We start from the raw sequence: 16,159 nt of genomic DNA, 5'->3' as shown, positions 1-16,159 counted from the left end.
TTATCTCACAAGTGTAACCGTTCCGGATTTTTCAAACTCCGAACCGTCGTTAAACTTACCAACAACCATATAGGTGTAAACTCCCATCGGAGCATTTTGTCCGTCCCAGCCTTTTCTGTTAGCCATGTTAAAGTCTGAAGTTTCGAATACCACCTCTCCCCATTTATTGAAGACCTTAAAAGTAAAGCTTTGAGAAGAAATATTCAAACCATAAACCTTACAAACTGAATTTTCCGGATTTCTTGAATATGGATTAAATATATTCGGCACAAATAAATATTTGCTTGAAAGCACTTCAACTCCCAGACTCGCCACAGAAGCACAACCGTCTTTGTTAACAACAGTAAGCTCTACATTATACTTACCCGGATTAGAGTAGGTATAACTGCTGTTAAAGAGGTTACTGGTGTTACCATCTTTAAAATCCCACTTCCATGTACTTATGTTTTGTGCCACGGTGTCTACTGTATTTACAAATGATATTACGTCGCCTGAAATGGCATCCATCGTTTCTTTACTGGTATTATCCAGGCTCTTGGATGGTCCATCTGCTCTGAATGAAGCCTCCGGAGATGGAACAAACGTAACATCCTTATCTAAAGTTACATTTCCGCACTGATTACTAACCTTTACGGTAAATGTTTTCACTCCTGATGCAAGTGAAGAGTTGTCTGATTTAAAGAAAGTGGAATCTTTTTCCGGAGTTGAAAATTCTCCTGTAGAGGAAGCTACAGTCCATTCATAAACTAGTACTCCATCTCCCTGAGCTGTAATAACTTTTAAAGGTATTCCATCTGCCATACAAGATTTTAGAGGAGATTCAATAGAACTGATTACGGGAGGCGCCATAAAATCTATGGTGTACTTGCTGGTATCATAACAACCGTTTTGTTCAAAAATTGCATAATAAGTACCATCAGTATTTACACTATGAGTAGCTCCCTGATCCAGAAGGGTATTTTCATCATCCATCCAGGTTACTAAACTTGAATTTGGGTTAACACTTAGTGTTACATTCGTTCCGTCACATGCCTGAGGAGTGTTTGATACAATTTCATCTTTCACTGGTTTTGGCCTGATTGTCAATTCAACAGTATCTGCAGCAGTACAATTAGTAGCATTATCTTTAACATTCAGAATGAAAGTATTGATCCCTGCAGTAGGAGGAGATACAGATGGTCTGGCATCTGTATAGTTACCAGGAGTCCAGCTAAAGCTATAGGTGGATGGTAATGAAGGATTTCCCACACCACCTAACATAAATGTATTTCCAACACAATCTCCCGTATCTTCTCCGGCATCAGCTGTTGGCTTTTTACTTGCTGTAACTATAATTGAATCAGCAACTGAACAGCTGTTGCTGTTTGTCACCTTTAAATAATACTTTTTAGATGTTCCCTCTGCAATTTTTACAAATGCATTAAAATCCTGAATATCGGAAACGCCGGTTGCATTAGAGATCCCATCAATATCTTCTGACCATTTCTGGAAAGTAAGTGCGCTTACTGACTGATAAGTACCCTTAAACTTACCACTGTCACCTGGACAGAATATAATATCTGTACCAGCATCCACAGAAATTTTATCTACAAGCACTTCAACTGAAGAGGTATCAGAACAACCATCTCCTGTAGTTACCTTTACCTTATATCTTGTAGTAACTGTAGGCTTCGCTGTCGGAGTCCATAAAGTACTGTCGTTCAATGTTTCTGCAGGCCACCACGCTACTTTATATCCAGCAGCAGATGGTACATCCAAACCAGCTGCTTGCCCGGGACAAATGCCGGAAGCAGGAAATGTCTTTGGAACCACATTGGCCGGTTTAGATGAAATTTTCACTATTACCTTTGCAGTATCAGAACAGACAGGTGTTCCTGAAGCATCCTTCATTGTAAGTGTATAAACAATACCTGAAACAGAAGGGGTGGCTTTAGGATTAGGGCTCAGATAATTATCCAGTCCTGCAGCAGGAGACCATTCGTATTGGTAATTAGAAGAAGGATTCTGAGGACCAAGAATTGCAGGGTCACCATCGCACATTCCAACTATTCTGTCCATAGCAGCTTTCGGAGGCAGTGACTTTAAATTTACCTTTATGGTATCGTAATTAGCACACCTTACTCCCGCTACTTTAACAATATAATCTGTTGAGGCAACAGGTGTTACGAAGGGATTCGAGACATTTACATTTGAAATAGTAGGATCTGCATTCCACAGATACGTGTTTCCATCCGGAGGTATACCAATCTGAACAGACTGACCTTTACAAATTGTTGTATCATTTCCCATATTGACCTGAGGAATAGGAAAGACTGCAATGCGGACATCACTTTTCGTTATGCAGCCAAATTCATTGGTCGCCACCAGTTGATAATAATTTTGCAAAAACGGCTTTCCGGCAGGAATTACTAGATTAAATGGCGGATTAATTACAACTGCAGGAGTAGTCTCTGTAATATTAATATATTTTGGATAATCCGGAGAATTGTATTGCCACTTATAAGTTATTCCATTCGTCTCAGCTTCAGGAACTCCAATAAGAGTATCGGCACCGGGACATAAAAAATACGGACTTACGTTCAATGTATCAGGAACAGGATTGACAATTATTTTAATAGAATCCGTTGTAATACACCCTCCAGCTTCAATAGTAATTTTAAAAAGGGTAGTTGCATAAAGCTTTGCTGTACTTGTTAAGAGACTCGACGGATCTCCTACCAGATTAGCAGGGGTCCAGGAAACAGTAGATGTTTTAAAAACTATTGGTTCTACTCTTAACCCAAACGCACTTCCCGCACAAATTGCAGTATCTTCAGGAAGTTTTTTAATTCTCATCCCTTTGAATGTTGTTGGATCGCTATTGAGACTAAAAGAACAGGCAGGGTTTTTGGCAAATGCAGTATAATAAGCAGATGCAGCAACGCTGCTTAAATATAAGGTATCACTGCTTCCTGCAGAAATCTTTATAACTTCTCCTTTTGAATTTTTCCAGATAATGGTATCCATTGGAGATGCTACAGCATCTTTTATTTTAGCTACAATAGCATAATTTCCGCAGGCAAGGTCTGAAAGTATTTGCAAAGGCTCCATCTCTGGAGTCGCAAAGACATATACATCCTTACTTAAAGAATCGGCACAAGACATTCCTGAGGTAAAATAATATTTAACAGAATAAATCCCTGGTGTCTTTCCTGCAGGATTGAATTGCCATTTACCACTTATATATTCTGCAGGTTGCGAATAACTTCCTGCTCCAAGATTTTTAGTACAAATGGTAGATGTTAATGCAGAAGGTGTTGTTTCTGTATTACAATAAAAATTCTTAAGACCTGCAAAAGCTGATTCCTTCCAGCCTTTTATGGTAGCGCGCACTACGGAATTACCTGTAAAGTTTGCAATATCAATATATCCTCTATTGTAAAGAGAAATCGAAGAAGGAACATCTAAGGCAGATACCCCTAAATCTGTAATACCTCCTGAAGCGGATACCTTAAAAATCTTATTTCCGTTAACGTCCGAATAATAAACATTTCCATCGCAGTCAATTGCAAGACCAGAAACCCTTTCATCACTTCCTTTCCTGTTTACAGCAATAGAAACCATATTGGTCGCCAGATTTAGCTTCTTAATTGTTGACCTTGAAGGATCCGCAATATATAAATTACCTTCAGCAAAGCTTAAGTGTCCCAGCAAACCAAACTGAGCTGCAGAAGCTGCTACAGGTCCTGGAACTGTAGTACCATCAGGTACATCACCGGTAGTTGATCCGGAGATAGTAGTTACCAGCTTTGTAGCAATATCAATTTTTTTAATTTTAAAATTTCTGGAATCGCTAACAAATAAGGTTTTTCCCAAATCATCAATTGCAATTCCATAAGGATTTCTGAATCTTGCAGCAGTTCCGATACCATCCAGGTCTCCACCAACAGGTGTTGCTGCATTTTCACCAGCAATAATTTGCACACCAGTCGTGGGATTATAAGCTTTTATATTGTGGTTCACCTGATCGCAGAAATAAACTGTATTACCAAATGAAACAAGACCAGTAGGAAGATTTAACTTTACCGTTGTAGGATCGGTACCTACTGTGTTTCCTTTGGTCCCTCCAGTATTAATAATCGTACGAGCTCCATTTTCATCAATTACCCAGATTCTGTTATTATTACTGTCACTGAAATAAATTTTCCCCTGACAGGTAGTCGTAATACCCTGAGGACTTTCTATCAAACCTACAGATCCTGATCCATTTCCTACCAATACAGAAGAACAAGGGGCAGGGTCTATTGTAACTGTTTGCTGCGCCGGAACAATACAACCAGCTGAATATTTTATAACATGTTTACCAGGGCCAGAAAGGGCCGGATCAAAATACCAGATGTCTTTTCCACCTGAAACGACCCCCGGACCAGTAAATATTCCACCTGCTGGTGTACCATATATTCTCGACTTCATCCCTGAAATACAGTAGGATGATTTAAGATCTGTGATAGTCGCCTTTCCATTGGCTGCAGCAGTTGTGGCATAAATCTGGATTGAACCCTTTTCAGTGCAATTGTTATTTGTAATAAGAAAATAAACAGTAGTAGGTTGAGTAACACTTACAATATACTCCTTACCCATTGAAGTACTTGTAGGAGTGCTTGTAAAAGGGGTCAAGCTCCAAAAGATACTAAAATTAGAAGTTCCTTTTTTAAATTTTATATCTTCTAAAGACACTGTTATCCTTGTTGGTGCACATACCGAAGTATCCGGTGACTTCCGATAAGAAATACAGTCATTAGAATTTAAATACCACCACCACCAATAACTGTTTTTTGTCTGTGCCGAAGTTGACTGAGCAGACAAACACAATACACTGATTACCAGAGCAAGTGAATATAAAAATATTTTCAAATTTGGTTTCATAACGCAATCTGAAGAATTAAGTAAATTGAAATTCACTAAAGATGAATCCAAAATGAACCTGTAAAGTAAGCTGTTTTAATCAAATTCATTTATTTAAATCCCGTATAAACAGTATTTATCAAATAAATTTTACGTAAAAATTAATGGCTGGTTCTTCTTACTTGTTTTTTTAATTTAATTTTGCTCTATGAGTATCGGAAAAAGATTATACCAAATCTGGGTTTGGTTTTGTTTCATTGTTGTATTTCTGCTGATTTATCCATTTTTCGTTTTATTCTCTTTAAGAGACAGCTGGAAAAAATATGGTCATTTCTTTAATAAAGTGTGGGCTTATACTGTCTTTGGCAGTTGCTTGCTGCGAACCAACGTAGAATTTCGTTTTAAACGGAATAAAAAGCAAGCCTATGTTTACTGTGCCAACCACTCTTCTTATCTAGACATCCCGACTTTGTGTTATTCATTATCAGGATATTACCTTTTCATAGGTAAAGCTTCACTTGCTAAAGTACCTTTGTTTGGCTACATGTTCCGCAACTACTACATAGCTGTTGATCGCCACAGTAAATTAAGCAGGTATGATACAATGCAGAAATCCATGGAAGCAATAGATAAAAAACGCAGCCTTGCGTTTTTCCCGGAGGGGACGATTCCAAAAAATGCAGGTTATCAAATGATTCCATTCAAAGATGGTGCATTTAGAATAGCAATTGAAAAACAGGTACCGATTGTGCCTGTTACGATTCCTTATAACTGGCTGATTCTCCCTGATGACGGTAAATATGTGCCCAATCGTCGCCTTATGAAAGTAATTGTACACGAGCCAATTGAAACAAAAGGAATGACACTTGATGATGTGGACGAACTAAAAGATAAGACTTTTGATATCATTCAAAGAGAATTGATCCTGCAAAATAAAGAAGTAGTATTGGTTTAAAAACTTATCATCTCCGGTTTTAAAAACTTTATTGGAATTCAGAATTTTAGTACTTTTGACAAAATTGACATTACTTATTATATGCATATAGATAAAGAAACCATCAGAAAAATTGCTCACTTGGGCAGACTGGAATTTGAAGAGAAAAATGAAGAGCAAATTTTGAAAGATTTTAATAAAATTCTTGACTGGATGGATAAACTCAATGAGCTTGATACTTCTAATGTTGCACCGCTTATACATATGTCTTCCGAAGTAAATGTACTTAGAGAAGATGAAGTTAAAGTGACTTTGAAACATGAAGAAGCTTTGTATAATGCTCCAAAAAAGGATTCAGATTATTTCAGGGTTCCAAAATTCCTTGGATAGAAAATATTCATACATATTTAAAGAAGCTGCTCTTTTGGGGCAGCTTTTTTTTTGAATTCTAAAAGGACTTATCATAAATCCTCCTCTTTCAAAAAAGGCGGTGACTTAGCGAAAAATCATACAGAATTTAGTAAGCGCAGAAAATTTGAACATACACCGTTTAGATAGATATCCCATAAATGACTTGTTCATTTATGATTCCATTTTCTGCTACAATTATATTTCTGAAAAAAGCCTTATCCTCCATAATTTCTAATCTTTTCCTTCCCTGAAAGGTTATAGCTATGAAGCCATCATTTTTTCAAGAATGGAGAAATCAGAATTATTGCAGAATGAGACAGGAGAAGCATTTCTTGCATTTGCCGAAGAAGCCCCTCCTGAAGAAATCGGTAAATTATTTAATGAACTTCAGAAGGATTTTTTTCAGGAAGAAGAAAAGTTAAAGATACTTTTCTCTGCTATTCCATTTCCTAAAAATGCCAGGACTTTCGAGCACCTCGATTTTAACCTGCAAAATAAAATACTTGAAATAGCTCCATTAAACCTTACCTCTTCGCTGCTCAACGAACTTTCACCTGATGACAGGACTAAACTGTTCAGTGAAATGCCAAAAGAATCTCTGGCGAAATGGCTGAGCATGCTCTCTGTACAGGAAAGGAAAGATGCTCTTAAGCTATTGGAATATCCGCCTGAAAGTATTGGCAGACTTATGACCACGGACTACATTGCCGTGAGGCCCGAATGGTCATGCGAGAAAACCATAAAATTTATAAGAGACTTCGGGCTCAATAGCGAAACTATAAATTTTATTTATGTTGTAGACAAGGACAATAAGCTGATCGATGATTTAAAAATAAGGGAGATACTGCTTGCAAAGCCCGAAGCAACGATTGGAGATCTTGTAGATAACAGGTTTGTAAGTCTGGAAGCAACTTCTGATCAGGAAAAAACAATAAGCACGTTTATGGAAACAGACAGATTTGCCCTGCCTGTCACGGACTTCAATGGCAAGTTACTAGGAATAGTAACAGCAGATGATGTTTTAGATGTAATTGAACGTGAAGATACTGAAGACATACAAAAGCTTGGAGGTAGTGAGGCTTTGGATGAGCCGTATCTTGATATAAATCTTCCAAGCCTTGTGAAGAAAAGGGCTGGCTGGCTTATCATATTATTTATTGGTGAAATGCTAACTGCTTCAGCAATGAGTTTCTTTGAAAATGAAATAGCAAGCGCAGTAGTGCTTGCATTATTTATTCCATTAATTATATCAAGCGGAGGAAACTCAGGCTCTCAGGCTGCAACTATTATTACCAGGGCTCTGGCATTGGGAGAAGTCAGCAAAGCAGACTGGTTGAAAGTTTTCAGGAGAGAAATCATTTCCGGTGTTATGCTTGGGCTTATTCTCGGCATAATTGGTTTTTTAAGGGTTATCATCTGGAGTACTCTGTTTGATGCCTATGGAGAGCATTCCGTAAAAATTGCGTCCACAGTTGGTTTTTCCCTAATAGGTGTCGTACTATGGGGAACGCTTTCCGGATCTATGCTTCCGATCTTTTTGAAAAGTCTTGGCTTTGACCCTGCTGTATCATCCGCTCCTTTTGTAGCAACAATAGTAGATGTAACAGGTATTATTATCTATTTTTCTATGGCGTTTTTATTTCTGAAAGGAACGCTTTTGTGAGTTGAAAGCATAAAGTTGAAAGTATAAAAGTTTAAAGTTTGGATTTATATGGTAAAGTCATCTCCTGATCAGTCTTAATAAAAAAATATCGCCCCCTTCCAGAGGGAAAGTATTTAAAGTTAGTTGTCCATGGGTTCTCATAGATGTTATTATCATTCCCACGCAGGTTCGGTGAACACCCACGGAGGTTTGGTGGGAACCCACGGAGGTTCGTGAGGTCCCACGGAACTTCCGTGGGAACCCACAGAGGTTCGGTGGAGAAACCCACGGAAGTTTGGTAGTCCCCACGGAGATTCGTGGTATCCCACCCAGATTCAGTGGTATCCCACGGAGATTCAGTGGCTACCCACAAAAGTTTTATGAGATACCTCGGAAGATCGGATTTCCTCCACGGGGCTATATAACACCCTGCGGAAGATTCGTGGCACACCCGAAAATCTTCCTGGGCTTGTTCTATTTCATTTGCCTATACTTAGGCTTTATTTCCAGAACATTGTTTATAAAACAAAAAAGAGCGACCGGTTAAAGTCACTCTCTTATTTTTAAGTAGTTTATATTTATTATAATCCGAATTTGTAGTTAAGCTTTACAGCGAATGAAGTTCTGTCAACACCATACAAGTCTGTTTGATCTGAGCTACCTAATTGCTGCCATCTAAGTGAATTGATCGATCTAGCTCCTGCTAAGATATCATAAGCATATACAGAGAATGAAAGTTTTTCATTTGCCTGGATGTTAACACTTAGGTTCCATTTTACCATCAGATGGCTTTGGATTCCATAAGTAGGATACTGATTGTTCCATGCATAAGCTGCACCATAATCTGCTTGCAAAATCGGGTTTGTCGGATTTGCTGCGCTATAGTTATAGATATCGCGACGACCTGTTAATCCCCAGAATAGTCTTGCATCAGAGTGTAAAGTCAACCAGCTTGTTGGTTTGTAATCAAGGTAAATTTTAGTAATGTTAGATGCTAGGTTCAGGAAGTTTTTACCATCTACTGTGATTTGATCACGGATAGAATTTGTCCTAACTGTAGTTACAGAATCTTTAGTTGGATCTACATTACTCTTAAGTGGCTTCGGTGTGTATTTATAGACACCTCCTACCAGTGTCGAATCATATACTCCTGGTTTAAATGCCAGCACCTCATATGATTCATAATGGTCAGCAACTTTAGTATTAGCAAGTTTTGACAATACGTGGTTGATACCAAGAGAAACTTTCGAACCGTTATAACGAACATCAAGTTCTGCATTTGCGAAGCTATAAGAACCTGAATTTACCACTCTGAAAAGGTCCTGATTCCATGTAAACAAGTCCTTGATTGTAGTATAGGAAAGTGAGGGCAATACACTTAAGCGATTATCAAGTAAAGAGTGCATTGTTGTTAACTCTATCGAGCTTGACTTTTCTGGTCTTAGCTTATGAAGAATGTCATTGGTTACCGGAGGGATTGGTTTAGAGTTTGCTCCTGGTCTCTCAAATGGTTTTTCATAATGGTAATCATTTCCTGCAAATGGTTGTCCATTATCACCGATAGTGTTTCTGTTAAACTCATAGTTATCTGCGTTACCGTTGTTTGCTGATGTCTGATAAATCAATTTGAAGATATTATTCTCATTAGCTTTTGCTACAAGAGCAATCTTAGGAGTTACAACGCCGCCGAATTGTGCAGTACGAGTATGTCTGTCATATCTCAGACCAAATTGAGCATTTAGTTTGTCTGTCAGCTTATAGATACCTTCTGCAAACAACGCATGGTTAGTGTAAATTACGTCTGATACGATTGGGTGCGTAGCTTTCTCATCCTGAGAGTTGTACCCCGCCATGTCTTTACCGATATCAAATAATCTGAATTGATAACCTACAGCAAGTTGAAGTTTCGGAACAGTCTTTAATACATACATTGCTGAAGCGTTATACCTGCGCTCCCCAAATGTTTCAACTCTGTGAACAGTTCTGTCTGAAGAGTAACTGTTGGCGTTTGCGACCACGCCACTTTTAATATCTTCAATCTGAATACGGTTTGTATTCATATCAAATCCCGCATTCAGCATTACGCTGTTATCTTTAACAGGAAGTTCGTAAGAAAATTGATTAGTAAAGTTGTTTATTACATATTGTCTTCTGTTTGTAGCATATGGTTCAATTTGTCCGTAAAAACCTTTTGGACTCTGCATTTTTCCATCAACCATTCTATCAGGTGCCAAAGTGTCTCCTTGCGCATAATCAGGCCATGGATCTACTGGGAAATAACCTGAAGCATTGGTTACCTGGTGTGTATAACGGCTATAGTATCTGAAATTTTTATAGTTAAAATCTACCCCAAATCTATAGTTACCTGGTGTTGACCATGCACTTCCGGAAGTTGGTACTCCGTCTGCGGGAGGATTTTCAAGCCACTGAGGATAAGGCCATGATGGTCTTCCCAAAAGACGACCTCTCTCCATACCGATACCATCTGATTTTCTGAAACCTCCTGTAACCAATAAATTAGAATGCTCATTAATTTTCTGAGCAACAGAAGCTTCATATTGATGGCTAAAGTTCTCACCATTCCAGCTTCCCTGAGTTGTAGAAGCTTTGATCTCATCTTTCTTATAACGCTCTGTAACAATGTTAACCACACCTCCGATAGCTCCGGAACCATAAATAAGACCAGATGGACCACGGATAATTTCAACTCTTTCTATATCACCAAGCATACCAAGATCCAGCTCCATGTTGGCTCCGTCTCTTGCTTCGGTATTCATTTTGTGACCATTTACAAGGAAAATGAATTTAGTATTTCTATCGGCAGCAACACCACGCATACCCCAGATAACACCATTCCATTTATTGTACATGTATTGAAAGCCAGGTACATAAATTTCAAGCAACTCGGAAAGATGTCTTGCTCCTGAAAGATGGATTTGCTCCTGATTAATCACTGTCAAACTCAAGGCTGAGTTTTTAAGATCAAGGTCCAAGAATGACCCGGAAGTCACTTTCATGTTCAACAATTCTTCTAACGAGAGTTCGAGTAGGTCTCCCTGCGCTGTTTCTGTGCTTTCGGCCGGGTTTTGACCGAAAACCTTTGTAGGTTCTAAACTTGTCAGAGACGCTATTGCTATAGCCATCCCAACAATTCGTTTCTTACTCATATTTGCTATCTGGTTAATTTTCTGATACTTGTTCGTGGTCGGTTTTTACGCTCACCTCTGGCAATGGTTAAATATGGGTTAAACAGCCACAAAAATACCATGTAAGAAAAATTGAAAATATGCAAACAAATAAAGCTCAAAAATTCCAAAATAGTCTTCAAAAAATACCAGTTGGTCTATACAGACTCCAAATCTGAAAGGCCAAAGAAAAGGTTGGGTAAAAAAACAATAAAAAATAATACTATTTCTCCACAAAATAAGACAATACCCTAAAAACCAATACATTAAATACAAGAGATAATTATTTCAACTTGTCGTCAGTATTTTTTCGTTTTTATTAAGGATTTCTGCATTTTATAAAAAATTTACCTTCAGTTTTTCAATCATTTACGCAAAACTTGTTCTAAAAAATTTTAAAACAATAGGCGCAAAATGCCTTTTTTCAGGTCTTTGCATTTTCACTTAGCAAATCATACCTTTTAAGCTTTCCACCTTGTTATCTTGTTGTTTATTATAACAGTCTGAATTTGTAGTTAAGTTTTACGACGAATGATGTATTGTTGGTCCCATAAATTTCTTTTGCTTCCCGGGGTGTTATACATCTGCCTCAATCTTAGTGAATGAATTGATTTTGCAGCCAACTAAAGATCATAAGCATAAACAGAGAAATTATAGTTTTGCCTGAATATTAATTTTAGTATTCAATTTTATTTGAAACTTCATTTTTTTAAAGAAAATAATTTAAAAATGGTGCATTAAAATCTTTCATCTTCTAACCTCGGTAAACCTTTACATTTTTCCCAAGTTACTTCTAATGCAGAAAATTAAACTCACTCCCAAATGTGGATTGTAAGATTAGCATTAGACAGGCCTTATACTTTTGTAGTAGTTTCTCTGCTGATTCTGATACTTGGACTCGTGGCTATCAGCAGAATGGCTGTTGATATATTTCCAAACATAAACATTCCGGTAGTAAGTGTTATATGGAGTTATAATGGCATTTCTCCTAAAGAGATGGAGCAAAGAATTGTAACAGTATGTGAAAGGGCTTATACAACAACTGTAAATGACATTGAACACATAGAATCTCAATCCTACCGGGGAGTTTCAGTGATCAAAATCTATTTTCAACCGGGTGCAGAAGTAGAAGCGGCCGTTGCTCAGCTTGCATCCAGCTCCCTGAGCTTATTGCGTATTCTTCCACCTGGAACTACAGCACCTTTGATATTAAGGTACAATGCTTCCAATGTGCCTATTTTGCAGATCGCACTTAGCAGTAAAACATTACCAGAGCAAGCCATTAATGACATTGCAACAAATTTTATCCGTACAGGATTGGCAACGGTACAAGGTGCACAAATACCACTGCCTTATGGAGGGAAACAAAGGAATGTAATGGTCGATCTGGACATTGAAGCTCTTAATGCTAAAAATCTCTCTCCAACGGATGTCTCAAATGCCCTGGTCTCACAAAACCTGATTTTGCCAGCCGGAACCGTAAAAATGGGTGAAAAAGAATATGATGTAAAACTTAACTCCAGTACAGATGTCATCGATGCTCTCAATTTCATGCCCATAAAGGAAGTCAATGGAGCAGTGATTTATGTAAAAGATGTAGCATATGTACATGAGGGTTATTCTATTCAAACCAACATTGTCAGGTTTAACGGGAAAAGAGGGAGTTTTCTTACCATATTAAAGGCAGGTTCCGCATCAACAATTGACATTATTGATCGGGTAAAAAAAGCCCTTCCGAAAGTCCTGTCAACAGTAACTAAGGAGCTTGAATTAAAATTGCTTTTTGATCAGTCTCTTTTTGTGAGAGCTTCCATAAACAATGTTGTAAAAGAAGCTGCGATTGCTGCTTGTCTCACAGGACTAATGATTCTTCTGTTTTTAGGAAGCTGGAGAAGCACTTTAGTAGTTGTACTTTCTATTCCTCTAAGTATTCTAACTTCCATAATTGTATTATATGCACTTGGACAAACATTGAACATCATGACCCTTGGAGGATTGGCTCTGGCTGTGGGCATACTCGTAGACGATGCTACAGTAGAGATAGAAAATACTACAAGGAATCTGATACTTGAGAAACCCTTGAAACAGGGCATTCTCGATAGTGCCGAAGAAATAGCCTTGCCTGCCCTTGTAAGTACCTTTTCAATCTGCATAGTATTTCTTCCTATCTTTTTCCTTTCAGGAGTTGCTCAATCATTATTCTCTCCTCTCGCTATTTCAGTAATCTTTGCAATGATGGCGTCTTATTTTCTCTCAAGAACATTTGTACCTGTCGCCATTCAATACCTTATGGGAAAAGAGTTACACCTTTATCAGCCACATCGATATCCGGATAAAAAAATAAATTCTCCTGTATGGAAAATACATAAACGATTTGACAAAAGATTTGAGCAAATGAGAGAGCGCTATAGAAGAATTTTAGACAGTGCTCTTACAGGTAAAACTTTTGCAATTATTCTCTTTATTTTATTTTGCATAATCAGCGCCTTGTTGTTTCCATTTCTTGGAAAAGATTTTTTCCCAAAAGTTGATGCCGGACAATTCAGGCTTCACATAAGAGTTCCCAGTGGAACAAGGATTGAACAAACAGAAATAATTTTCGGTAAAGTTGAAGACATTATTAAAGAAGTCATACCTCCTGAAGAGCTGGATCTGATGCTCGATAATATGGGATTGCCCAATAGCGGAATTAACCTTGCCTGGGGAGGCTATTCATCAATAGGATCCTTTGAGGGCGAAATACAGGTTTCATTAAAGGACCAAAGTGTTCCTTCTGAAGTTTACATGAAAAAAATCAGAAAGGTTGTTAACGACAGGATACCTGGATTGGAGATTAGCTACCCTCCTTCTGACATCGTAACTCAGATCCTTAATTTTGGAATCTCTGCCCCAATAGACATACAAGTAACAGGTAGGGATCAACAATCCAATTACAAAATAGCACTTGACATTGCTAATAAGATTTCAAAAATTCCAGGAGCTACAGATGTTTATATTCCTCAGGTTTTTAATATTCCTCAGGTTAAAGTAAATGTAGACCGCACCAAAGCACAACAAATAGGTTTAACCCAAAGAGATGTTGCCAATAGTGTATTAATATCCCTCTCCTCCAGCGGTCAAACAGCTCCTAACTTCTGGTTAGATCCTAAAAACGGGATAAGTTATTTTGTTGCAGTACAGACACCTCAGTACAAAATAAATTCTATAGAAGATCTGGGTAAAACAACGATAACATCAAGTCAGTTAAAACAGCCACAGTTGCTTACTAACCTTTCTGAATTTGACAGATCTGTTACTGCAGGTCTTGTCTCACATTACAACGTGCAACCTGTAATTGATATATTTACCAGCGTTCAGGATACCGACCTTGGAAGTGTATCAGACAAGATCAATGAAATCATAAACGGAATACAATCAAAGCTGCCCAGAGGCACTTCTATTGAAGTTAAGGGACAAGTCCAAAGTATGAACTCCTCCTTTAAGGGTTTGGCCCTGGGCCTGATCTTTGCTATACTATTGGTATATCTGCTTATGGTCATCAACTTTCAATCGTGGCTTGATCCTTTTATCATATTGCTTGGACTTCCAGGAGCATTATCCGGAATAGCCTGGATGTTATTCTGTACACAAACACCGATAAGTGTGCCAGCGCTTATGGGCGCTATCATGTGCATGGGAGTGGCGACCTCTAATAGTATCCTGCTTGTAACATTTGCAAATGATGAAATGCTTACGGGTAAAAATGCATACGAATCAGCTTTGTCTGCGGGCTACACCAGGTTAAGACCGGTCGTTATGACCGCTTTGGCAATGATCATAGGAATGCTTCCCATGTCATTAGGAGTTGGAGAAGGAGGAGAACAAAACGCTCCACTTGGAAGAGCAGTAATCGGAGGACTTATTGTTGCTACTTTTACTACGCTTTTTATAGTTCCGGTATTTTATAATGTATTCAAAGGAAAAAAGAAAGTATTGAATGAAGAAGCGTAAAATAAAATTATTACCAATACTCATATTGATAATAATACTCGCCGGTCTTTTCCTTATCGGCCTTCTACCAAAGCTGAGAAATAAAAAAATGCTAAATGAAGAAGCAAATGAAAAAATCAATTCAACACAACCTGTAATTCTGGTAAAAGCTATAAGAACCAAAGATACTACCACAATAGAACTTCCAGGTGAGGTAAGAGCCTTTAAAGAGACCCAGATTTTTGCTCGTGTAAACGGATACATTAAAAAATGGTACACAGATATTGGCACCTCTGTTAATAATAATCAATTGCTTGCCGAGATTGAAACACCCGAAATAGATCAGCAGCTCGCTCAGGCCAAAGCCTCATTATCCCTTGCAAAAGCAAACTATGACAGAATTTCCAGTGTTCAGATTCCCGGCGCTGTTTCCAAACAAGAGATAGATCAGGCTAGAACGAGCTATGAGGCTAATCTGGCTATTGTAAGACAAACAGAAGCCATGCTTTCCTTTAAAATAATCAGAGCTCCTTTTGCAGGAATTGTCACTGCTAGAAATGTTGACTTCGGAAGCCTCATTAGTCCCTCGAATACTATACCGATGTTTAAAGTAGAACAGATTGACATATTAAGAACTTATGTAAATGTTCCACAGGTATACTCAGCCAATATCACATCAGGCATTCCTGCAGAAATTATTCTTGAAAAATTTCCTGAATATTCTATCAGGGGAAATGTTGCAAGAACAGCTGAAGCTCTGGACCCTACCAGCAGAACTTTGCTTACAGAAATTCATGTCAGGAATTCTGATCTTAAATTAAGGCCAGGCATGTATGTGCAAGTCAGGTTTAAACCTTCACGAGAAGGAGAAGTCGTATTGATACCTGCGAATACACTTATCGTAAGAGCGGAAGGCACAGAAGTCGCCACTCTGAATAAGGATAACTCAATAAAACTAAAAGAAATTAAGATAGCCAGGGATTATGGAAAGTTTCTTGCAATCTATAGCGGAATCAATGGTGATGAATGGCTTGTTACAAACCCTACTGATAAGTTGACAAATGGGACCAAAGTAAATGTAGTTGGAAAACAACAAGCATCTTTCACTCAAGATACAGGTAATCAAAAATAAAG

7 protein-coding genes are annotated in these 16,159 nt (G+C 38.1%); 5 read left to right on the top strand and 2 right to left on the bottom strand.

The window, feature by feature from the left end:
- The gene (locus tag K350_RS0122210) at positions 1-4,905 is read right to left on the bottom strand and encodes a PKD domain-containing protein (protein WP_028981782.1); all 4,905 of its coding nucleotides are present in this window, start codon (positions 4,903-4,905) and stop codon (positions 1-3) included.
- 187 nt (positions 4,906-5,092) lie between these two features.
- Between K350_RS0122210 and K350_RS0122205 the strand changes: the two genes are divergently transcribed.
- The 3 genes from K350_RS0122205 (at position 5,093) to mgtE (ending at position 7,892) form a co-directional block, all read left to right on the top strand.
- Positions 5,093-5,839, top strand: coding sequence for a lysophospholipid acyltransferase family protein (locus tag K350_RS0122205; protein ID WP_028981781.1), 747 nt, complete (start codon positions 5,093-5,095; stop codon positions 5,837-5,839).
- 81 nt (positions 5,840-5,920) lie between these two features.
- Complete coding sequence (gene gatC / locus K350_RS0122200) at positions 5,921-6,208, top strand: Asp-tRNA(Asn)/Glu-tRNA(Gln) amidotransferase subunit GatC (protein WP_028981780.1); 288 nt, start codon at positions 5,921-5,923, stop codon at positions 6,206-6,208.
- A 307-nt stretch (positions 6,209-6,515) separates the two neighbouring features.
- The gene (mgtE, locus tag K350_RS0122190; protein ID WP_028981779.1) at positions 6,516-7,892 is read left to right on the top strand and encodes a magnesium transporter; all 1,377 of its coding nucleotides are present in this window, start codon (positions 6,516-6,518) and stop codon (positions 7,890-7,892) included.
- Between the two features lie 560 nt (positions 7,893-8,452).
- Here mgtE and K350_RS0122185 read toward each other — a convergent pair.
- The gene (locus K350_RS0122185; RefSeq protein ID WP_081671105.1) at positions 8,453-11,038 is read right to left on the bottom strand and encodes a TonB-dependent receptor plug domain-containing protein; all 2,586 of its coding nucleotides are present in this window, start codon (positions 11,036-11,038) and stop codon (positions 8,453-8,455) included.
- Between the two features lie 840 nt (positions 11,039-11,878).
- On the opposite strand from K350_RS0122185, the gene K350_RS0122180 reads away from it, so the two are divergent.
- Positions 11,879-15,046, top strand: a complete 3,168-nt coding sequence (locus K350_RS0122180) for an efflux RND transporter permease subunit (protein WP_028981777.1) — start codon at positions 11,879-11,881, stop codon at positions 15,044-15,046.
- Positions 15,033-16,157 (top strand): efflux RND transporter periplasmic adaptor subunit, encoded by a 1,125-nt coding sequence (locus tag K350_RS29955; RefSeq protein WP_051313493.1) that lies wholly within the window; start codon positions 15,033-15,035, stop codon positions 16,155-16,157. The genes K350_RS0122180 and K350_RS29955 overlap by 14 nt, the downstream gene beginning before the upstream one ends.
- Positions 16,158-16,159 lie beyond the last annotated feature (2 nt).

The sequence above is a fragment of the Sporocytophaga myxococcoides DSM 11118 genome (genome assembly GCF_000426725.1).
Lineage (GTDB): Bacteria > Bacteroidota > Bacteroidia > Cytophagales > Cytophagaceae > Sporocytophaga > Sporocytophaga myxococcoides.
This window is presented reverse-complemented; position numbering and strand designations above follow the sequence as displayed.

Bases quoted from the DNA above. Each gene is read 5' to 3' on its own strand.
- K350_RS0122210 (WP_028981782.1), bottom strand. From the start codon at position 4,905: ATGAAACCAAATTTGAAAATATTTTTATATTCACTTGCTCTGGTAATC.
- K350_RS0122205 (WP_028981781.1), top strand. From the start codon at position 5,093: ATGAGTATCGGAAAAAGATTATACCAAATCTGGGTTTGGTTTTGTTTC.
- gatC (WP_028981780.1), top strand. From the start codon at position 5,921: ATGCATATAGATAAAGAAACCATCAGAAAAATTGCTCACTTGGGCAGA.
- mgtE (WP_028981779.1), top strand. From the start codon at position 6,516: ATGGAGAAATCAGAATTATTGCAGAATGAGACAGGAGAAGCATTTCTT.
- K350_RS0122185 (WP_081671105.1), bottom strand. From the start codon at position 11,038: ATGAGTAAGAAACGAATTGTTGGGATGGCTATAGCAATAGCGTCTCTG.
- K350_RS0122180 (WP_028981777.1), top strand. From the start codon at position 11,879: ATGTGGATTGTAAGATTAGCATTAGACAGGCCTTATACTTTTGTAGTA.
- K350_RS29955 (WP_051313493.1), top strand. From the start codon at position 15,033: ATGAAGAAGCGTAAAATAAAATTATTACCAATACTCATATTGATAATA.